Origin of the sequence: Rothia mucilaginosa, from assembly GCF_964211445.1 — a bacterium.
Lineage (GTDB): Bacteria > Actinomycetota > Actinomycetes > Actinomycetales > Micrococcaceae > Rothia > Rothia mucilaginosa_E.
The window spans coordinates 1-19,829 of the sequence record NZ_CAXOQT010000012.1 but is presented as its reverse complement, the minus strand read 5'-3'; the positions used below and the strand labels follow the sequence as shown (position 1 = coordinate 19,829).

Sequence of the window (19,829 nt, the reverse complement as noted above, 5' to 3'; positions counted from 1 at the left end):
ACGGCTGTGGTACAGCGGTGGGCCGCCTTAGCCTCATAGGTTTTAGAGTTTTAGTTTAGGGCTGAGAAAGGGAAATTATGTCTGCTCCTTCTGGTCATTCGGGTTCGGGCGCGATTATTGCCGCGCTGGGTGCGAACCTGGGTATTGCGGTGCTGAAGTTTTTGGCTTTTGCGCTGACTCGTTCTTCGTCGATGTTGGCGGAGGCTATTCACTCGGTGGCTGACTCGGGTAATCAGCTTCTGCTTCTTTTGGGCGGTCGCGCTTCGCAGAAGCAGGCTGATGAGGAGCACCCGTTTGGTTATGGCCGTAACCGCTATATTTACGCGTTTATTGTTTCGATTATTATCTTTGCCCTGGGTGGCTTGTTCGCTCTGTATGAGGGTTATGAGAAGCTGCATGACCCGCACGGTATTACTGAGTGGCAGTGGGTTCCGGTGGCTGTTCTGGTGGGTTCGATTCTGCTGGAGGGTAATTCGTTCCGCGTGGCGGTGAAGGAGTCGCGTGATCTGAAGGGCAAGCAGAGCTGGATGCGTTTCTTGCGTACTTCGAAGAACCCGGAGCTTCCGGTGCTTCTGCTGGAGGATGCGGGTGCGCTGCTGGGTCTGATTTTTGCGCTCTTTGGTGTGGGTCTGACTCTGTTGACCGGTAATGGTCTGTGGGATGCGTTCGGTACCCTGGCTATTGGTGTGCTGCTGGTCTTTATTGCTGTGTTCCTTGCGGTGGAGATGAAGTCCCTGATTTTGGGTGAGGCTGCTTCTCCGGAGGATTTGGCGAAGATTCGTGCGGCGATTGAGGATGGCGATAGCGAGCGCATTATCCACATTAAGACCGTGCACTTGGGTCCTGAGGAGATTCTGGTGGCGGCAAAGATTCGTATTCATGATGCTGACACCGGTCGTGCGGTAGCTGATGAGATTGACGCGGCTGAGGTTCGTATTCGCGAGGCTGTTCCTGCGGCACGCATCATTTATTTGGAGCCGGATATTTTCCGGGCTTAGTTCTAGGAGATTTTTGTTATGACCGTTGAGATGATCGTTTATCGTTTGCTAAAGATTTTCGTTGGCCTGATCATTCTTTTGGTGTACCTGCGTCTGACTCACCGTTCTCAGGCGGGGCACCAGACCCCGATTGATACCATCGGTAACTTTGTCATCGGTGGTGTGTTCGGTGGCGTGTTGTACAGCGAGCAGATTAGCCTGTTCTACTTTGTCATCTACATGGTGTTTACGCTGTGCATGATTCAGCTGCTGAACGTGGCGACCACGAAGATTCGTTTTCTGCATATGGCGGTGCGTGAGCAGCGCGTGCCGGTCATTACGGATGGTGATATCGATATTAAGAGCTTCCAGCAGGCAGATGTGGTTCTTGATCCGATGCGCCTGATTGCTGACCTTCGTGCGCAGGGTATTTACGACCTGGAAGACATTGAGTTCGCTCAGATTGAACCGAACGGTGCGCTGAGCGTGATCCGTAAGGGTGACGGTGTGCCGAACTTTGCTCTGATTGTGAAGGGTAGCTTGATCACTCGCGATATCGCGGATGCGCACAAGACCGAGGATTGGGTGTACCTACAGTTGCGTGCCGCTGAGGTCGAGCTTGAGGATGTCTTCCTCATGGAGTTCAAGAACGGTAACCGCCTTCTGATTCTGCTGAATGACGGCACTAATATTCGCCGTGAGGTGGCAGAAGCCTCGAATATGAATGATGAGGAAGAAGAGTGGCAGGAAGGCGTGGAGGAAGCTCCTGAGCCTGAGGATACTGAGGATGCCGAGAAGGAAGTAGCGGAGCACGCTGCTGAGGATGCGCATCCGCTGAAGGATTCTAAAGCGTAGAAGAAGGTAGAGAAAGATGAGTGAAGTGTCGCCCTCGTTTGAGGTTCAGGTGGTTGGCGCCGCCGTGGTCGATTCTTTGGTGGCTCCGACCCGTATGCTGGTGGCTCAGCGTTCTGAGCCGCAGACTGTTGCCGGTATGTGGGAGTTCCCGGGCGGTAAGGTCGAGCCGGGGGAGAGCTTCGAGCAGGCGCTGGTGCGTGAGCTGAAAGAGGAGCTGGGGGTGCAGGCGCGTTTGGGCGCTGAGGTGCCCGGCGCGTACCCGCAGGGTTGGCGTCTGAGCGAGCGTCTGGCGATGCGCGTGTTCTTTGCGGAGATTCTTTCGGGTACTCCGGATACTTTGGAAGATCACAGCGCGCTGCGGTGGATGCCGCTGCCGAAGTCTAAGGATGACGCACAGGCGTACGATGATTTGCTGGGTTTGCCGTGGATTCCGGCGGATTTGCCGATTGTTGTGGCTCTTCTGCAGCAGCTGCAGGACACTGGCACTGGTGAGGCGTAGACCCAAGGTATGACCTAATGCTCTGCGCTAGTTCGTTGCGAGGCTAATTCGCCGTTGTGTGACACATTCGCGGCGGTAACAGGATAAATTTTCTCTATCTTTTGTGACACTGTTTGAAGGCGGGATTCCCTGTGGGGAGTCCCGCCTTTATTCATATTTTGAGGGGGTCATATGCGTCATATGGTTCTGACCAGTGCTTATGGTAGGTCGAATATTCATAAGACGTAAAGTTATGGAGACAGAGCGTGCCTAAGAACCTGCATCGTAAAGCTTTGGCGAGCTTTGGCCCCTCCAACCCTCTTATCTCGGGATGAAATCCTGCCCTGAGCGCCGTATGTTTATTAGGTAAGAGAAAACTAACTAATTGGTGATACTGAGATGAACTTTTGGGGAGCCTTCCTCGGAAACTTTTTGATTGGTCTGCGCGAAGGCCTTGAAGCGGCACTGGTCGTAGGTATCCTCCTCGCATACATCCGCAAAACCCAGCGTACCCACCTGCTGGCGCCCATGTGGACCGGTGTCGGCGTAGCGGTCCTGCTCTCCCTCGGATTCGGCGCGCTGCTGACCTTCGGCCCCGAAACCCTCACCTTCGAAGCGCAGGAAGCCATCGGCGGCTCCCTGTCCATTATCTCGGTCGGTTTCGTCACCTGGATGATTTTCTGGATGGCTGAAAACGCCCGCATGCTCTCCGCCGAGCTGAAGGACAAGCTGGATGCAGCGCAGACCAGCGCTTGGGCGGTCATCCTGCTCGCTGCGCTTTCCGTGGGCCGTGAGGGTCTTGAGACCACCCTGTTCATCTGGTCGGCAACCCGCACCGCAGGTCAGGAGGCGAACGCAACCCCGATGCTCGGTGCACTGGTCGGTATCGCTATCGCCATTGTGCTGGCGTGGGGCATGATGCGCGGCATGATGCGCATTAACCTCTCGCGCTTCTTCACCATTACCGGCGCGTTCCTGATCATCGTTGCCGCCGGCGTGCTGTCCTACGGTATCCATGACCTGCAGGAGGCAGGCATTCTGCCGGGCCTGAACAGCACCGCGTTCGAGTCCTACCGTTACATCGATCCGAGCGGTTTTGTGGGCACCCTGCTCAAGGCTGTGTTCAACCTGTCCTCGACCACTACCTGGCTTGAGGCGGGCGCCTGGATTCTGTACGTGGGCATTGTGATGCCGCTATTCATCCGTGCCCAGCGCCCGGGTCTGAAGGCGGCGGCTAAGAAGCCGGAAACCGAAAAGGCTGCCGCCTAAACCAGGTTGCTAAACCCGGCTGCTAAACCCGGTTGCGTTCTGCCTTCACGGGAGAACCAGCCCCCTAGATTTTTGCGGCAACGATTGGCCGCGAACCCTAACTATTCATACATTCACCCTTCACGGGACCTCTACATAAGGAGAACCTATGCGTAAGACTCTCGCCTCCGCCGGTGCACTGCTTTCGGTCGGCGCGCTCGCCTTGACCGGCTGCACCCCCAATAACCAGAACGTGGCGTCCTCCGCTTCGGGCGCCGCATCCTCCGACGGCGTTATTAACGTCAGCGCTAGCGACGATGCCTGCAAGCTGTCGGCGACTACCGTGAAGGCTGGCAAGGTCACCTTCAAGGTCAAGAACGAAGGCACCAAGGTCAACGAGTTCTACGTGCTCGGTGCAGACGGCCTGCGTATCGTTTCTGAGGTGGAGAACATTGGCCCGAACCTCAGCCGCGACCTGACCGTGGAACTGAGCGAAGGTAGCTACAAGACCGCATGCAAGCCCGGCATGGTTGGCGACGGTATCCGCGGCGATTTCACCGTGACCAAGAATGAGAACGCGGCAACTATCTCTGCCGATGAGCAGGCGCTGCGCGACACCGCAGTCACCCAGTACACCTCCTACGTCAAGGATCAGGTGGAGGCGCTGAAGACCAAGACCGAGCAGTTCGCTGAGCTCTACACCGCCGGCAAGGTGGAAGAGGCGAAGGCGCTGTACTCCTCCGCGCGCCTGCACTACGAACGCATCGAGCCGGTCGCTGAGTCCTTCGGTGACCTGGACCCCTCCCTGGATGCACGTGAAGCAGACGTGGAAGAGGGCAAGGAATGGACCGGCTGGCACAAGATTGAGAAGGACCTGTGGCAGCCTACCGCTGAGAAGAACGGCGGCAAGGAGTACACTCCGCTGACCGCTCAGGAACGTGCAGAGCTGGCGAAGAAGCTCGTTGAGGACACCCAGAAGCTCTACGATGAGGTCCACTCCTCCGAGTTCAAGCTTGAGGCATTCCAGATTTCTAACGGCGCTAAGGAGCTGCTCGACGAGGTGGTAAACACCAAGATCAGCGGTGAGGAAGAGATCTGGTCGCACACTGACCTCTCGGACTTCCAGGGCAACATTGATGGTGCTCGCGTGGCGTATGAGGACGTTCTGCCGATTCTGAAGCAGAAGGACCCGAAGCTGGCTGAGGACATCGCGAAGAAGCTCGACGTCGTTCAGAAGCTGCTCAACAAGTACAAGAAGGGCGACGGCTTCGCTATGTACGATGAACTGACCAAGGAGCAGGTGCGTGAGCTCTCCGACGCTGTGCAGGCGCTCTCTGAGCCGATTTCGAAGATGACTGAGGTTGTGACCGGCGCGGGTACTAAGTAGTATCTGGCCGACGCTCACCTGCCGCGGTATTTGATGTTCGCGGACATGCCGGGTGGGGATTGTGGTTTATCTGCGTCCCTGCCCGGCACAGGCTCATCCCGCCTGCGGGGCACAGCAGCGTGCCCCTCGTTCTTCATCATTCACACACCATACGAAAGGCCTTCCAATGCCTACCGATTCCAACCACCACACCCCTGAAGTAGCCCCTGAAGCAGCGCCCGCGGCTAAGCCTGCTGGCACCTCCCGACGCGGTGCGCTCGGTGCCGCCCTGGCTGGTGCTGGCGCCCTGGGAGCTCTCGGCGCGCTCGCCGGATGCTCCTCCAATTCCAGTGCGCAGGCTTCTGCGAGCGCTTCCTCGACTGCCGCGAAGGATTCCCACTCGTTCTACGGTGAGCATCAGAGCGGCATTTCTACTGAGGTTCAGGACCGCATGTATTTTGCGGCGCTGAACCTGAAGACTACCGACCGTGACGAAATCCAGTCCCTGTTCAAGGAATGGAGTGCCGCTGCTGCGAAGCTGCAGGTGGGCGAGCTGGTGGGAGAGGACCGCTCCTATGAGGCGCCTCCTAAGGACACCGGCGAGGCGATGGACCTGTCCGCCGCGAATCTGACCCTCACCTTTGGTCTGGGCCGTAGCTTCTTCGTTGACGATGAGGGTAAGGACCGCTTTGGCTTTGCCTCTAAGCTCCCGGAGGCGCTGGTCCGCATCCCTCATATGACCGGTGATGCGCTGGAGGAGAAGCGTAGCAACGGTGATATCTGCATTCAGGCGTGTGCGGATGACCCACAGGTGGCGTTCCACGCGATTCGTAACCTGATTCGTATTGCTGGCGGTCGTGCCGTGGTTGCGTGGAACCAGCAGGGTTTCGGTCGTACCTCTTCGACCTCGACGAGCCAGGTGACGGCACGTAACCTGTTCGGGTTCAAGGACGGTACGAATAACCTGAAGGTGGAGAGCCCGAACCTGCTGAAGAAGCACGTGTGGACTTCCTCTGAGAATTCGGCGAATAGTCCGGCGTGGATGGAGGGCGGTAGCTATCTGGCTGCTCGTCGTATCCGCATGAATATTGAGACGTGGGACCGCACCCGTCTGCGTGAGCAGGAGGAGATTGTGGGTCGTACGAAGGTGACCGGTGCGCCTTTGTCGGGTGGCGATGAGTTCTCGGCTCCTAATTTTTCGGAGAAGGGCCGCTCGGGTCCTCTGATTCCGGCTGATTCGCACATGCGTCTGATGCACCCGGATCAGAATCAGGGCGTGCAGATGTTGCGTCGCGGTTTCAACTACACGGACGGTGCCGATGAACTGGGCCGCCTGGACGCTGGGCTGTTCTTCATCGCGTATGTGTGTGATCCGCGTACGCATTTCATCCCGATGCTGAGCACGATGACTTCTTCGGATGCTTTGAGCGAGTATCTGCGTCATACCGGTAGCGCGCTGTTTGCGGTGCCGCCGGGTGTGAAGGACGAGAACGACTACATTTGCTCAGGTCTTTTTAGCTAGCGTTTTAGCCTGCGAGCCTGTGCATTTGGGGTGTCTATAAGCGGAAGCTATGTGAAAGCAGGAGGTGCGTGTCGCCTCCTGCTTTCTGTTTTTGTAGCTTGTGTGGTGGCTTTTTTGTTGGCGTTGTGGACGCTTAGGCTGTCTCTTTGTGGGTTTTTGTGGGGGTGGGGATTTTGTCACATATGGGTTCGACACGGGTGCATACTTTGGAAACCTTTCGGTAGGCGGTAGTATTGAGGGAGAAATCACATACGTATTGGGAGACAATGATGACTGCTCAACCCCCGTTTGATCCGGGTGCCTACCGCTCCGACGCGGTTCCCTCGGACACTCAAGCTATTTATATTCAGGAAGGCGGCGCTGAGCCGCGCGGAATTCTGTTCCATTCGCCGACCAAGCACCCGAAGATTCTGCGCCTGCAGGAGATTATGATTGTCTCGGCGCTGCTCTGCTTGATCCACGGTGTTATTTCCTCGTTCGCACCGGATAACCTGTCCCCGCTGAAGGGTCTGCCGGAGGTCGGTGTTGCAGGCGGTATCGGCCTGCTGGTCGTCTCTGCGGTTGTGTACATCTGGGTGTACTTCACGATTCAGAAGGGCAAGCGTCTGGGCCTGACCGTTGGTCTGATTTTTGCGATTCTGGGTGCGTTCGTGGCGATTCTGTCTCTGATTGGTAATGTCATTGACGCTCAGCGCTACGGCTTCGTGCCCCTGTACGCGGCATGGTTCATTGCGAACGTGCTGTGGATTCGTGCTTCTTTCGACCCGGCTGTGAAGCAGGCTCTGAAGTAAGTACAACTCTTCAACATTGTTGTTGAGGTTATATGCTCAAGAACGCCCGGATGGACTATCCGGGCGTTCTGCTGTTTGCGCTTCGTTCTCTGGTCTAAAATGGATAGGATATGCGCCCGTTACCTGCCGCGCCCCGCGTGTGGGTGCGAGATAGCGGTGACGGTGCTGCCTAAGGTGTATAACGAGCCAGCCGGCATAGTGCCGGTGGTATGCAGAGAAGAGTGACAATGACCGATTCCGTGCAGGAACACGAGGGTCTTAACGGCCCGGCTCAGGTTCTCGCCCGCATTGCGCAGGTTCTGGAGGAGAACCCCGAGAACGGTTTGGACGCTATCCGTGAGGCTTTTGAGGCTGAGCGTGAGCGTGCCAAGCAGGAGATTCGCGAGAAGGCTACCGATTTTGACAGCCTCAAGGAGGTGCGCCTGAGCTTCTTCGGTGAGAAGGGCATCATGAGCATCGCGAACCGTCAGATGCGTGATCTTCAGAACCAGCACAAGGGCCCGGTGGGTAAGCTGATGGGTCAGGCTCGTGCGGCGCTGACTGAGGCTATTGAGGCTCGTACCGCTGAGCTGGAGGCTGAGCGTGAGGCTCGCATCCTGGCTGAGGAGGCTGTGGACGTTTCGGCTGCGTCGCCTCGCCGTTCTCTGGGTGGCCGCCACCCGATTGCTCTGATGCAGGAGCGCCTGACCGACATTTTCGTTGGTATGGGTTGGGAAGTTGCTGACGGTCCGGAGCTGGAGTCTGAGTGGTATAACTTTGACGCTCTGAACATTAAGCCGGATCACCCTGCACGCGAAATGCAGGACACTTTCTACGTTGAGCCGAAGAACGCTCACCTGCTGCTGCGCACTCACACTTCGCCGGTGCAGATGCGTTCGCTGCTGTCTCGTGAGCTGCCGCTGTACATTGTGTGCCCCGGCCAGGTGTACCGCACCGATGAGCTGGATGCGACCCACACCCCGGTCTTCCACCAGATCGAGGGTCTTGCCGTGGATAAGGGCCTGACTATGGCTGATCTGAAGGGCACCCTGGAGTACATGGCACGCGCCATGTTCGGTGAGGACGCTAAGATTCGCCTGCGCCCGAACTTCTTCCCCTTCACTGAGCCTTCCGCTGAACTGGATTTGTGGCACCCGAACGCTAAGGGCGGCCCGCAGTGGATTGAGTGGGGCGGCTGTGGCATGGTGAACCCCAACGTTCTGCGTGCGGCGGGTATTGACCCTGAGGAGTACTCGGGCTTCGCCTTTGGTATGGGTATTGAACGTACCCTCATGTTCCGTAACAACGTCGCTGACATGCATGACATGGTTGAAGGCGACATCCGTTTCTCTGAGCAGTTCGGGATGGAGATCTAAATTATGCGTGTACCCCTGTCATGGCTGCGCGAGTTCGTGCCTGTAGCTGAGGATGCTTCGGCTGAAGATTTGATGGCGACCCTGGTGAAGGTTGGCCTGGAAGAAGAAGACGTTCACCGCCCCTCTGATGAGCTGTCCGGCCCGATTGTGGTTGGTCAGGTGCTCTCCATGGAGCCGGAGACTCACTCTAATGGCAAGACCGTGAACTGGTGCCAGGTGCGTGTGGTTCCGGAGGGCCAGGAGCAGACTCTGACCGGTAAGGGCATTGAGCCTTCCGGCGTTCAGGGCATTATTTGTGGTGCCCACAATTTCAAGCCCGGCGACAAGGTTGTTGTGACCCTGCCCGGTGCTGTTCTGCCCGGCGGTTTCGCGATTACCGCCCGCAAGACTTACGGCCACAAGTCGGCTGGCATGATTGCCTCGACCCGTGAGCTGGGCATTGGCGACGACCACGGTGGCATCCTGGTGCTCTCGACCCTGGGCCTGGACCCGGAGGTTGGCACCGACGCGATGGAGCTGCTGGGCCTGTACGATCAGGCGGCTGAGGTGAACGTGACCCCGGACCGCGGTTACGCGTTCTCCCTGCGCGGTATTGCCCGCGAGTGGTGCCACGCTACCGGTTCTTCCTTCGAGGATTTTGTGCTGGCGTACGGCGAGCGCGCCCCGGAGGCGAACGATGCCGGCCACGCTGTCGTCCTGCGTGATGACGCCCCGATTCACGGTAACCCGGGCTGCACTCGTTTCGTGATGCGTGAGGTTTCGGGCGTGAAGGCGGATGCGCCGGTTCCGACCTGGATGTCTTCGCGTCTGCGTCTGGCGGGTGTGCGCTCGCTGTCGCTGCCGGTGGATATTTCGAACTACGTGATGCTGGAGACCGGTCAGCCGCTGCATTTCTACGATGCTGACAAGGTTCAGGGTGAGATTGTGGTGCGCCGCGCCGCTGCTGGCGAGAAGCTGGTGACCCTGGATGGTGTGGAGCGTGCTCTGCACCCCGAGGACATTGTCATTGCTGATGATTCGGGCGTGATTGGTCTTGCCGGTGTGATGGGCGGCGCCTCCACTGAGGTGACCGATTCGACCACCCGCATTCTGGTTGAGGCTGCTCGTTTTGATGAGGTGTCGGTGGCTCGTACTGCTCGCCGTCACAAGCTGATTTCTGAGGCGTCGAAGCGTTTTGAGCGTGGCGTTGATCCGCAGATTCAGGCTGCTGCTGCCCAGCGTGCGGTTGAGCTGCTGGTTGAGCTGGCTGGTGCTCAGGTTGAGCCGGGCGTGACCGACGTGTCCCTCGGCTATGAGCCGGTCGTGATTGACCTGCCGGCTGATTACACTGCTGGCCGTATTGGCGTGGATTACTCGCCGGAGCAGATTGAGTCCTGCCTGCGTGAGATTGGTTGCTCGGTGGAGCGTACCGAGTCCGGTTACGCGGTGACTGTCCCGTCGTGGCGTACTGATCTGCGCGCGAAGGAAGACCTGACCGAGGAAATCGCACGTATTGACGGTTACGCGAACATCCCCTCGACTCTGCCGGTGGCTCCTGCTGGCCGCGGTTACACTCCGGAGCAGGCGGGTAAGCGTCGTGCGCTGAATGCGCTGGCGGCTTCCGGTCTGACTGAGGTGTTTGCGTACCCCTTCGTGTCGGCTGATGCGAACAACCTGTGGTCGGCTCCGTGGGTGAGCACCCCCGAGAACCCGGTGACTGAGGTTCCTTCGATTCGCCTGGAGAACCCGATTTCTTCGGCTGAGGGCTGGATGCGCCGCTCGCTGCTGCCGGGCCTCGTTGAGGTTCTGAAGCGTAACCTGTCTCGCGGTTTCAAGAACTTGGCTATTTTCGAGGCGGGTCACGTGTTCATTCCGGGTGAGCAGCTGGGTTCGGAGTCCATTCCGCCGCTGGGCGCTCGCCCGTCGGATGAGGTTCTGGCTGATTTGAATGCCGGTATTCCGCAGCAGCCCACTTTCATTGCTGGTCTGTTTGCAGGTACTGAGCACGAGGCGATGCCGGGTGCCGCTCCGCGTGCTTACGATTGGCGTGACGCTCTGGACGCTGTGCGTCTGGTGGCTGCCGCTGTTTCGGCTGAGATTCAGATGCGTAATGGTGTGCACACTGCGTTCCACCCGGGCCGTGTGGCTGAGGTTCTGAATGCTGCCGGTGAGCGTGTTGGTTTCGCTGGTGAGTTGCACCCGAAGCTTCTGCAGGAGCTGAACCTGCCGGAGCGTACTTGCGCGTTTGAGCTGGATTTCTCGGCGCTGTTCGCTGATCGTGTTGAGGCACGTCAGGCTACTCCGGTACTGACTTTCCCGGCTGCTACTCAGGATGTGGCGCTTCTTGTGGACCGTGACCTGCCTGCTTCTGAGGTGGAGCGCGTTCTGCGTGAGGGCGCTGGCGAGCTGCTGGAGGATATCCGCGTGTTCGATGATTACCGCGGTACCGGTATTGATGAGTCGAAGAAGTCCCTGGCGTTTGCGCTGCGTTTCCGTGCGCCGGATCGTACGCTGACTGCTGATGAGGCGTCGGCTGCTCGTGAGGCCGCTGTGGCTGCGACTGTTGAGCAGCTGGGTGCAGAACCGCGTGTCTAACCGGGTCTAACCCTATGGCGTAGTGCCTAGTGCTGACGGGGTGGGAGTCGCTGGCTCCCACCCCGTAGCTTTTGGCGTTGCGTCGTGGGTTTACCTGTTTAGTGTGTTCATGAAGCGCTGATAAGCGCTTTCCTTGGTGAACTCATGTGGTTATGGGTACCCTAGAAGATAGATGAAGTGAGGGAGAGAGTAATGGCTAATCGAGAGAACTCGCGCGAACAGGACGAGCTGTCGCAGTCTGAGGTCGAAGAAACCTATTTCGAGGATTCTCAGTACGATGACTCTGAGTATGAAGAATCTGAGTATGAGGAGTACGACGAGTACGAGGATTACGACGATGAGGAAGAGAACTCCTCCCTTTTCGCAATGAGTGAGGAAGAGCTGGAGGACCGCCCGGGTGTGAACTGGTTGTCGGTTCTTTCTGCTGCGGTTGCGGTTATTCTTTCCATTATTTTGGCTGTTGTGGGTGTCCGCGCTTTTGCGTCGGTCAATAATAACGCCGAGTATGCCGGTAAGAGCTGGGTTATTCAGGGTACTTATCAGGATTTGACTCCTGACCTGATTACGAAGGGTAATGTGGCTCGCTATAAGGGCAACCTGCCGGCTGATGACGCTCTGAACGGTAAGACCTATGTGTCGAACCTGAAGGATAAGTACCAGGTGACTTCGGGCGCTTCGATTGAGTTCCGTGGTTCGCAGACTGGTGATGTTCCTTCGGAGTTCCCGCGTGAGGTGGACGGCCTGCTGGTGGAGAAGAACGGCACCCTTGAGGTTGCCTATACCGCTGAGAAGGGCACGCTGAAGCCTGTGACTGAGGCAAGCGTGAATGCTGAGCGTTTTGCCGGTATCGCAAGTATTGTTGGTGCGGTGCTGGTGCTTCTGCTGGGTCTTGGTTTTGCTGTGTGGCTGAACCGTCGTTCGCACGATGTCGAGTATGAGGACCTGGACGGTCTGGTGGAGGATGAGCGCTAGGCGTTCTGAGTCATGAGGATTCACCTCGAAGTTTTGTTGAAGGAGCCTGTTTCTGGCGCACGTGGTGTTGCTGGAGGCGGGCTCCTTTTTCGCGCTCGCCTGCCGGAGATCTCTTGACTGGCGTGACGTACCACCCCAGAATGTTCTTGCACACTATGCATTCATTGTGAGGTTATGCGCCTGAATGTGTAGATACACGCTACGTTCGCGGCGTTTTGCGTGACAGCTGGTGAGATAAACCCTGAAATTTCCCCCATATCTTGGAATAATCCATATTTGGTGCGCATATTTATGTGCATATGTATTATCTTGGGTAGTAAAGAATGTTGCGCTGCGCCACCGCTGGGCAGCCCGTTCTGAATTCGTGATTGGCACCGTAGGAAGAAGAGATATTATGCCTTTCCCCTCGACCAAGATCGCGCGTCAGGCACGCATCGTTGAATTGCTGCAGACCCGACGTGTCCGCTCCCAGGCTGAACTGGCGCAGTACCTGACCGATGATGGTATGAAGGTTACTCAGGCGACCCTTTCCCGTGATCTTGTTGAAATTGGCGCTGAGCGCATCCGTGATGAAGGCGCCGGCTTGATTTATGCTGTGCCGAATTACCCTGCTCGTCGTGGCGGCGGTACTGCACCTGATGCCCGTATGATTTCCCTGTTCAAGGAGCTGCTGATTACCGCTGAGGGTTCGGCGAATATTACGGTTCTGCGTACTCCTCCGGGTGCTGCGCAGTTCTTGGCTTCGTCGATTGATCAGGGCGGTCTTGAGGCGATTATGGGCACTATCGCCGGTGACGATACGGTCATTGTTGTAACTCGTGACCCCAATGGCGGGGCTGCGCTTGCCGAGAGCTTCTTGGACTGGTCTGCTGCTCAGTAGTAGCTGGGGCGTATCTTGTGCTGTTCCTCTGATGTTTCAGGGGAGCGGCTGAAGGTACGCCCTTCTGCTGTCTTCGGGCTCTTTTCCGGGCTTCTATCTTGGCTTCTTCTTTTCTAGATATACCGATTTTTCTGTGGTGAGAGTTTTTATCATGTCTGAAATGCACGATTCAGCGAACAATATTGCCTACCTTCTGGCGGAGGCGGCATCGTCTGCCGGGACTAAGGCTGCTTTGGCGATTCCGGCTTCTGAACCTGCTGATATGCAGATGGTGAGCTACGCGCAGTTGGCGTCTGCCGCCTCGCAGGTTCAGCGTCATCTGGAGGCGCTCGGTGTTGAGCGTGGTGACCGTGTGGCGTTGTCTATGCCGAATGTGGCGTTGATGCCTGCGCTGTATTACGGCATTGTGGCTGCGGGCGCGATTTGTGTTCCGTTGAATCCGCTGCTGTCGGGTGCTGAGCTGGAGTATCATCTGCGCGATAGCGGGGCGAAGGTGCTTTTCGCTTTTGCAGGTACTCGCCTGGCGTCGGAGGCTTCCTCGACGGTGCTGGTGAAGAACGGCTCGGTTCGTTGTGAGATTTTCACCGGGGGAGAGGGCTCGCCGGTAGCTCCTTTTGACGCGCCTGCCGATACTGCGTCTGCCGAGACGGTTCTGGAACCCGTTCCGGTGGCGGCGAGTGACCCGGCGATTATTCTTTACACTTCGGGTACGACGGGCAAGCCGAAGGGCGCGACGCTGACTCACGCGAATATCCTCTCGAATGCTCGTAGCTGCGTGAGCGTTTTTGGTTTTACCGCTGAGGATGTCATTTTTGGTGGTCTTCCGCTGTTCCATGCGTTCGGTCAGACGGTGTCGATGAATGCGGCGTTTGCGGCGTCGGCTACGGTGGCTTTGCTGCCGCGTTTTACTCCCGAGGGCGCGCTGAACCTGATTGAGCGCGCCGGGGTGTCGGTGCTGGCGGCGGTTCCGAGCATGTACGTGTCGTTGGCGGCGGCGCTGGAGGCTGAGCCTGAGCGCGCGCGCTCGCTGCGAGGTCGCATCCGTTTCGGTATTTCGGGTGGTTCGCCGCTGCCGGCGCCGGTGCATACTGCGTGGAAGACCCTAATCGAGTGCCCGGTGTATGAGGGCTACGGTTTGAGCGAGACCTCGCCGGTGGTTTCCTTTAATCAGGCGGAGTTTGGCATGGTGCTCGGCTCGGTGGGTCGTGTGTTGCCGGGCGTGCAGGTGCAGGTGCGTTGCCCGGAGGGTTCCGAATGCGCGCCGGGTGTGAGCGGTCAGCTGTGGGTGCGCGGCGAGAACGTGATGGCTGGGTATTGGAATAATCCGGCGGCTACTGCTGAGGTTTTTGACGGCGAGTGGTTTGCGACCGGTGATGTTGCTCGTGTTGATGAGCAGGGCAATATTTTCATCGTGGATCGTATTAAAGACATGGTTCTGCGTAACGGCTATTCGGTGTATCCGCGTGAGATTGAGGATGTTCTCTACACCCATGAGCAGGTGCAGTCGGTAGCGGTGCTGGGTGTGCCGGATGAGCGCGTGGGCGAGGAAGTTGTCGCCGTGGTGATGCCGCGTCCTGGTGCCGATGAGGGCGTGCTGCAGGCCGAATTGAATGCTTTGGCGCGTACTCGTTTGGCGGCGTATAAATATCCTCGCCGCTACGTGATGGTGGAGAGCATGCCGCTGGGGCCGACCGGCAAGATTCTTAAGCGTGACTTGCGGGTTGTGATTCAGAGAGGCTAATCCCGGCAGATGGTTCTTGTCGCTCATCTGAGGACAAGCGCGGGTGAAGAGGGTAGAATTTTGTAGGCGGCTTCTACCGCGTTATTGTTCCCGGGCGTTTTTTCCGGGGCTATCCACTTCACGAAAGAGAGAGCATGAGCGTTCCCGCTTCTGAGGCTTCGCGAACCCCTATTGAGCAGTTGATTCCGGCTGCTTGCGCTACGATTCCGAATTACCCGCACGAGGGCATCCTCTTTTACGATGTGACCACTCTCTTCGCTAATGCTGAGGTGTTCAAGGCGTGCATTGATGAGCTGGCTACTCGTTTTGAGGGTCAGTTTGATGTGGTGGCTGGTGTTGAGGCTCGCGGTTTCTTGCTTGCTTCTGCGCTCGCGTACGCTACCGGCACCGGCATTATGACGGTTCGTAAGGCGGGTAAGCTTCCGCGTGAGACGTACCGTGAGGAGTATGCGCTGGAGTACGGTAGCGCGGCAATTGAGATTCACTGTAATGATTTCGCGCCGGGCACTCGTGTTCTTCTGCTGGATGATCTGCTGGCGACTGGCGGTACCCTGGTGGCTGCCGCGAAGCTGGTGGAGCGCGCGAACCTGAAGGTTGCCGGCGTTGGCGCTCTTCTGGAGCTGGAGGGTCTGGGTGGTCGTGAGGCGCTGGACGGTTACCGTCTTGAGACGCTGAGCTTGGTGTCTGAGTACCCGCTACCGTCGAAGTAGTTTTATAGAGTTTGAGGCTTACCGCCCTTAGGGTGCGTGCGGCTGATATTGATGTGGGGTGCCCCGCCGGTTGAGCCGGTGGGGCACTTTTCTGTGGGGGTAATATTTCTGCCCTTCGGAGCCTGTCCTGTAAAATAGTGACCCGTATTTTTGGGTGCCTGTCGCACCCTGTCTTTGAGACACCATAGGTTTAAGGAGCTTACGTGTCATCTGAATCTTTACCCCAGCAGTCTGCTGATTCTTCGGCGGCTGAGAAGCTGTTTGCTGAGCAGATGGCTGCGGAGCGTGAGTATGTTGCTCGCGTGTATGCTCGCCTGGATGAGCTCCGTGAGGAGACGGCTGAGAAGCTGGCTGCTGTGCGTAAGAATCAGGCGGTGGGCGGTCATCAGAACCGTTCGGAGCGTGACTCTTTTGCTACTCACTATGAGGATCGTTTGGCGCAGCTGAATGCTGTGGATTCTCGTCTGACCTTTGGTCGCCTGGATATGGACCGTGAGGGCGCTGATGCGGTGCGTTATATCGGTCGTATTGGTATTACGGATAGCAATCAGCAGCGTCTGCTGATGGACTGGCGTGCCCCGGAGGCGGGTACGTTCTATCAGGCGACTGCGTTCCAGCCGATGGGTGTGCGCCGCCGCCGTCACCTGATGCTTGAGGGCCGTACTGTCGTCAATATTGAGGATGAGGTCTTCGATTCGGAGATGCTGCAGGATGAGGATTCCCTTCACGGTGAGGGTGCTCTGCTGGCGGCGTTGAATAAGAAGCGTACCGGCCGCATGGGCGATATTGTGGCGACGATTCAGGCTGAGCAGGATGCGATTATCCGCTCGGAGCTGCCGGGTGTGCGCGTGGTGCAGGGTGGTCCCGGTACCGGTAAGACCGCTGTGGCGCTGCATCGTGCGGCGTATCTGCTGTACACGAACCGTGAGCGCCTGTCGAAGGCTGGCGTGCTGGTGGTTGGTCCGTCGAATTCGTTCATGTGGTACATCGAGCGTGTGCTTCCGTCGCTGGGCGAGACCGGCGTGGTGATGTCTTCGTTGGCGACCCTGTACCCGGGTCTGCGTGCTGTGCCTGAGAAGGATCGTGCGGTTGCGGCGCTGAAGGGCGATTTGCGCATGGTGAAGGTTATTAAGCGTGCGGTTGCGGATCGTCAGAAGGTGCCGGCTCAGGTTCAGCGTCTGAATGTTGAGGGTACTGATGTTGAGCTGACTCCGGAGATGGTTCGTTCGGCTCGTTCTCGTGCTCGTTCGACCGGCAAGCCGCATAATGAGGCTCGTGAGACGTTCGTGAAGATTCTGTTGAAGGAGCTGACCGCGAAGCTGGATGATCAGCTGAACCGTGCGGCGGGTCGTGTGGTGGAGCGTCCGTACCTGCAGGATGATGTGCGTGCTTCGATGGATGTGCGCCGCGCCCTGAACCTGGTGTGGATGCCGCTGTCGCCGGAGACTCTGTTGCGCTCGCTGTTCTCGAAGCCGCATTACTTGGAGTCTGCGACCCGTGAGCTGTCGAAGGCTGAGCGTGCTCTGCTGGCTCGTCCGGCGGAGGCTCCTTTCACTGAGGCGGATGTTCCGCTGCTGGATGAGGCCGCTGAGCTTCTGGGTGATTTTTCGAAGGTGACCGGTGCGGCTGCGGCGGCTCGTGCTGCGGCGGAGCATCGCGCGAACCTTGAGAACGCTGCGAAGGCGCTGGAGAATGTTCACCAGTCGCTGGAGGATATTGGCGCTGATGGCGTGATTACTCCTGAGCAGATTGCGATGATGAATGAGGTTCGTGGCGAGCGTATGACGGCTGCGGCTGCGGCTTCTGCTGATCGTACGTGGGCGTATGGCCATATTGTGGTGGATGAGGCTCAGGAGCTCTCGCCCATGCAGTGGCGTCTGCTGATGCGTCGTTGCCCGATGAAGTCCTTCACGATTGTGGGCGATATTGCTCAGGCTTCTTCTGCTGCGGCTGCTTCGTCGTGGTCGCAGGCGTTGGCGCCGTTTGTGGGTGAGCGTTTCACTCTGGATGAGCTGACGATTAATTACCGTACTCCGGCTCAGATTGCTGAGGCAGCGGTGTCGGTTGCTCAGGCTGCCGGTTATGAGGTGTCTGCGCCTCGTGCGGTGCGTGAGGGCAAGTGGCCTCCGCTGGTGCATGAGGTTGCCGCCGAGTCTGTCGTGGAGCAGACCGTGTCTGTGGTCAGCGAGGAGGTCGCTCATTCGGGTGGCGCTCTGATTGGTGTGGTGTGCCCGCCGAGCCTGTATGTTCAGACGGCTCAGGCTGTTGCTCGTGCTCATGCTGACCGTACGGGTACCGCGCAGACGGCTTTGGAGAATCAGGTGCTGGTTCTGACTCCGTGGGAGGCTAAGGGCCTGGAGTTTGATGTTGTGGTGATTGTTGAGCCGCAGCAGCTGATTGATGATGCTGATGGTGCTGTGGGTGACTTGTACGTGTCGATGACTCGTCCGACTCAGCGTCTGCACATGGTGGGTTCGCGGATGCCTGCGGGCCTGTAGTCTTCGTGGCTCTGTAGCACCTTTCTATTATTTCTTTGAGCCGGTGCCGTACCGGTTTGGGCGCTCGCTTGGGTTTTTCTGAGCGTTTGTGCCGGTGCGGTGCTAGGCTTGTTACATATTTTGTTCGAGCGCCTTTGGGCGTTGTTACCTTGTGAATGGGAGAAGCATGTCTGCCGAGATCCTCAACGCGCAGCATAATGACGATACCTTCGAGAATATTTGGCAGGAGCTGAAGTGGCGCGGCCTGGTGCACGTGAGCACTGATGAGGCTGCTCTGGAGAAGGCGCTGAGCGAGGAGAGCCTGACTTTCTACACGGGCTATGATCCGACTGCTGCGTCCCTGCACCTGGGTCACCTGGTGCAGCTGCTGGTGATGCGTCGTCTGCAGCTGGCTGGTCACAAGCCGCTGGGTCTGGTGGGCGGCTTCACTGGCCTGATTGGTGATCCGCGTCAGACGTCTGAGCGTGTGCTGAACTCGCCCGAGGTTGTGGCCGAGTGGGTGAAGTCCCTGCGCGCGCAGATTGAGCGTTTCCTGTCTTTCGAGGGTGAGAATGCTGCTCGTATGGTGAATAACCTGGACTGGAGCGGTCAGATGTCTGCTCTGCAGCTACTGCGCGATGTTGGTAAGCACTTCCGCGTGGGCACCATGGTGAAGAAGGAGATTGTTGCGAAGCGCCTGAACTCCGACGAGGGCATTTCGTACACCGAGTTTTCGTACCAGATTCTGCAGGGTCTGGACTTCCTGGAGCTGAACCGTCGTTTCGGTTGCACCCTGCAGACCGGTGGTTCTGATCAGTGGGGTAACCTGACCAGCGGTACCGAGCTGATCCGTAAGGTGGAGGGTAAGAGCGTTCACGCTATTGGTACTCCGCTGATTACTAACTCTGACGGCACTAAGTTCGGTAAGAGCGAGGGTAACGCTATTTGGCTGAACCCGCAGATGTGCTCGCCGTACGCTTTCTACCAGTTCTGGCTGAACACTGCGGATGCGGATGTGGTGGATCGCCTGAAGGTCTTCACCTTCCTGACTCGTGCTGAGATTGCTGAGTTCGCTGAGAAGGTTGAGAAGGAGCCGTTCAAGCGTGAGGCTCAGAAGACTCTGGCGTACCTGGTGACTTCGCTGGTTCACGGTACTGAGGCTACTGATCAGGCTGTGGCTGCTTCGGAGGCTCTGTTCGGTAAGGGCGATTTCGCTGCTCTGGATGAGGCTACCCTGGAGTCTGTGGTTGCTGAGCTTCCTTCGGCTAAGCTGTCTGAGGACCGCCTGGACATGATTTCTGTTCTGACTGAGCTGGGCTTTGCGAAGTCTAACTCTGAGGCTCGTCGCATTCTGAAGGAAGGCGGCGCTTCGGTGAATGGCGTGAAGGTTCAGGGCGAGGACGCAGCTATTTCTAAGGATGATCTGCTGCACGGTCGTTTTGCGATGGTTCGCCGTGGCAAGAAGAACCAGGGTGCTGTAGAGCTGGTCTAGTCTCTTCTGACTTTCTCTGTACATATAGAAGGGGAGGGGGCTTCTCCACTGAGTAGTCAGTGCTGCGTAGGCAGTGCTGCGTAGTCAGTGGGGGAGTGCCCCTCCTTTTCTGTTCTCCTCATGTCCCTATATACAGACTCCTATAGAGAGCCCCTCCGTCAGGAGGGGCTCTTCTTTTATCGTTCTGCTGCCTTCTGGTTCTGGGTTTGTCTTTGTTCATGAGTGTTTTGGGGATGTTATGCCCTGTTTTCGGGCTCCAGAGAGGGTGATTCGCAGATTTTTAAGGTTTTTGGAAGTTTTTTGAAGATTTTTTAGCACCCATAAAACGCACTGACTAGGTAGTTTGGTGTTTGTGAGGGTGTTTGAGACCCTTTCAAGGTCCTTTTTGTGG

General features: G+C 57.6%; 15 protein-coding genes. All 15 read left to right on the top strand.

The genetic code is table 11. The features are described 5' to 3' along the window. The first annotated feature begins 77 nt into the window (after positions 1-77). Positions 78-998, top strand: coding sequence for a cation diffusion facilitator family transporter (locus tag AB8E48_RS04315; RefSeq protein WP_005507873.1), 921 nt, complete (start codon positions 78-80; stop codon positions 996-998). A gap of 18 nt (positions 999-1,016) precedes the next feature. Further along, on the top strand, positions 1,017-1,832 hold the full coding sequence (locus AB8E48_RS04310; RefSeq protein WP_368885881.1) for a DUF421 domain-containing protein: 816 nt from the start codon (positions 1,017-1,019) through the stop codon (positions 1,830-1,832). 16 nt (positions 1,833-1,848) lie between these two features. Further along, entirely contained in the window at positions 1,849-2,331 is a 483-nt protein-coding gene (locus AB8E48_RS04305; protein ID WP_368885880.1) for a (deoxy)nucleoside triphosphate pyrophosphohydrolase, read from the top strand. 378 nt (positions 2,332-2,709) lie between these two features. Continuing rightward, positions 2,710-3,579, top strand: a complete 870-nt coding sequence (gene efeU, locus AB8E48_RS04300) for an iron uptake transporter permease EfeU (RefSeq protein WP_368885879.1) — start codon at positions 2,710-2,712, stop codon at positions 3,577-3,579. Positions 3,580-3,727: 148 nt separating this feature from the next. Further along, positions 3,728-4,945, top strand: a complete 1,218-nt coding sequence (efeO, locus tag AB8E48_RS04295; RefSeq protein WP_368885878.1) for an iron uptake system protein EfeO — start codon at positions 3,728-3,730, stop codon at positions 4,943-4,945. 166 nt (positions 4,946-5,111) lie between these two features. Then, positions 5,112-6,446, top strand: coding sequence for an iron uptake transporter deferrochelatase/peroxidase subunit (gene efeB, locus AB8E48_RS04290; RefSeq protein WP_368885877.1), 1,335 nt, complete (start codon positions 5,112-5,114; stop codon positions 6,444-6,446). A 269-nt stretch (positions 6,447-6,715) separates the two neighbouring features. Then, positions 6,716-7,237 (top strand): hypothetical protein, encoded by a 522-nt coding sequence (locus AB8E48_RS04285; RefSeq protein ID WP_049352677.1) that lies wholly within the window; start codon positions 6,716-6,718, stop codon positions 7,235-7,237. Between the two features lie 227 nt (positions 7,238-7,464). Next, positions 7,465-8,592: a phenylalanine--tRNA ligase subunit alpha gene (gene pheS / locus AB8E48_RS04280; protein ID WP_049352676.1), complete on the top strand. Its 1,128-nt coding sequence runs from the start codon at positions 7,465-7,467 to the stop codon at positions 8,590-8,592. Between the two features lie 3 nt (positions 8,593-8,595). Beyond that, entirely contained in the window at positions 8,596-11,166 is a 2,571-nt protein-coding gene (gene pheT / locus AB8E48_RS04275) for a phenylalanine--tRNA ligase subunit beta (RefSeq protein WP_368885876.1), read from the top strand. Between the two features lie 192 nt (positions 11,167-11,358). Beyond that, positions 11,359-12,138 carry a hypothetical protein gene (locus AB8E48_RS04270; protein ID WP_368885875.1) on the top strand — a complete coding sequence of 260 codons (780 nt, stop codon included), beginning with the start codon at positions 11,359-11,361 and terminating at the stop codon, positions 12,136-12,138. A gap of 394 nt (positions 12,139-12,532) precedes the next feature. Beyond that, positions 12,533-13,018 carry an arginine repressor gene (locus tag AB8E48_RS04265; protein WP_044150633.1) on the top strand — a complete coding sequence of 162 codons (486 nt, stop codon included), beginning with the start codon at positions 12,533-12,535 and terminating at the stop codon, positions 13,016-13,018. 151 nt (positions 13,019-13,169) lie between these two features. Next, the gene (locus AB8E48_RS04260; protein WP_368885874.1) at positions 13,170-14,759 is read left to right on the top strand and encodes an AMP-binding protein; all 1,590 of its coding nucleotides are present in this window, start codon (positions 13,170-13,172) and stop codon (positions 14,757-14,759) included. A 134-nt stretch (positions 14,760-14,893) separates the two neighbouring features. Then, the gene (locus AB8E48_RS04255; protein ID WP_049355170.1) at positions 14,894-15,469 is read left to right on the top strand and encodes an adenine phosphoribosyltransferase; all 576 of its coding nucleotides are present in this window, start codon (positions 14,894-14,896) and stop codon (positions 15,467-15,469) included. Between the two features lie 203 nt (positions 15,470-15,672). Then, positions 15,673-17,967, top strand: a complete 2,295-nt coding sequence (locus AB8E48_RS04250; RefSeq protein ID WP_102033877.1) for a HelD family protein — start codon at positions 15,673-15,675, stop codon at positions 17,965-17,967. 166 nt (positions 17,968-18,133) lie between these two features. Next, positions 18,134-19,438 carry a tyrosine--tRNA ligase gene (gene tyrS, locus AB8E48_RS04245; protein ID WP_049350166.1) on the top strand — a complete coding sequence of 435 codons (1,305 nt, stop codon included), beginning with the start codon at positions 18,134-18,136 and terminating at the stop codon, positions 19,436-19,438. The last annotated feature ends 391 nt before the right edge of the window (positions 19,439-19,829 follow it).

Coding starts and splice junctions, on each gene's coding strand:
- AB8E48_RS04315 (WP_005507873.1), top strand. CDS start 78: ATGTCTGCTCCTTCTGGTCATTCGGGTTCGGGCGCGATTATTGCCGCG.
- AB8E48_RS04260 (WP_368885874.1), top strand. CDS start 13,170: ATGTCTGAAATGCACGATTCAGCGAACAATATTGCCTACCTTCTGGCG.
- tyrS (WP_049350166.1), top strand. CDS start 18,134: ATGTCTGCCGAGATCCTCAACGCGCAGCATAATGACGATACCTTCGAG.
- AB8E48_RS04265 (WP_044150633.1), top strand. CDS start 12,533: ATGCCTTTCCCCTCGACCAAGATCGCGCGTCAGGCACGCATCGTTGAA.
- AB8E48_RS04305 (WP_368885880.1), top strand. CDS start 1,849: ATGAGTGAAGTGTCGCCCTCGTTTGAGGTTCAGGTGGTTGGCGCCGCC.
- pheT (WP_368885876.1), top strand. CDS start 8,596: ATGCGTGTACCCCTGTCATGGCTGCGCGAGTTCGTGCCTGTAGCTGAG.
- pheS (WP_049352676.1), top strand. CDS start 7,465: ATGACCGATTCCGTGCAGGAACACGAGGGTCTTAACGGCCCGGCTCAG.
- efeO (WP_368885878.1), top strand. CDS start 3,728: ATGCGTAAGACTCTCGCCTCCGCCGGTGCACTGCTTTCGGTCGGCGCG.
- efeU (WP_368885879.1), top strand. CDS start 2,710: ATGAACTTTTGGGGAGCCTTCCTCGGAAACTTTTTGATTGGTCTGCGC.
- efeB (WP_368885877.1), top strand. CDS start 5,112: ATGCCTACCGATTCCAACCACCACACCCCTGAAGTAGCCCCTGAAGCA.
- AB8E48_RS04310 (WP_368885881.1), top strand. CDS start 1,017: ATGACCGTTGAGATGATCGTTTATCGTTTGCTAAAGATTTTCGTTGGC.
- AB8E48_RS04270 (WP_368885875.1), top strand. CDS start 11,359: ATGGCTAATCGAGAGAACTCGCGCGAACAGGACGAGCTGTCGCAGTCT.
- AB8E48_RS04255 (WP_049355170.1), top strand. CDS start 14,894: ATGAGCGTTCCCGCTTCTGAGGCTTCGCGAACCCCTATTGAGCAGTTG.
- AB8E48_RS04285 (WP_049352677.1), top strand. CDS start 6,716: ATGACTGCTCAACCCCCGTTTGATCCGGGTGCCTACCGCTCCGACGCG.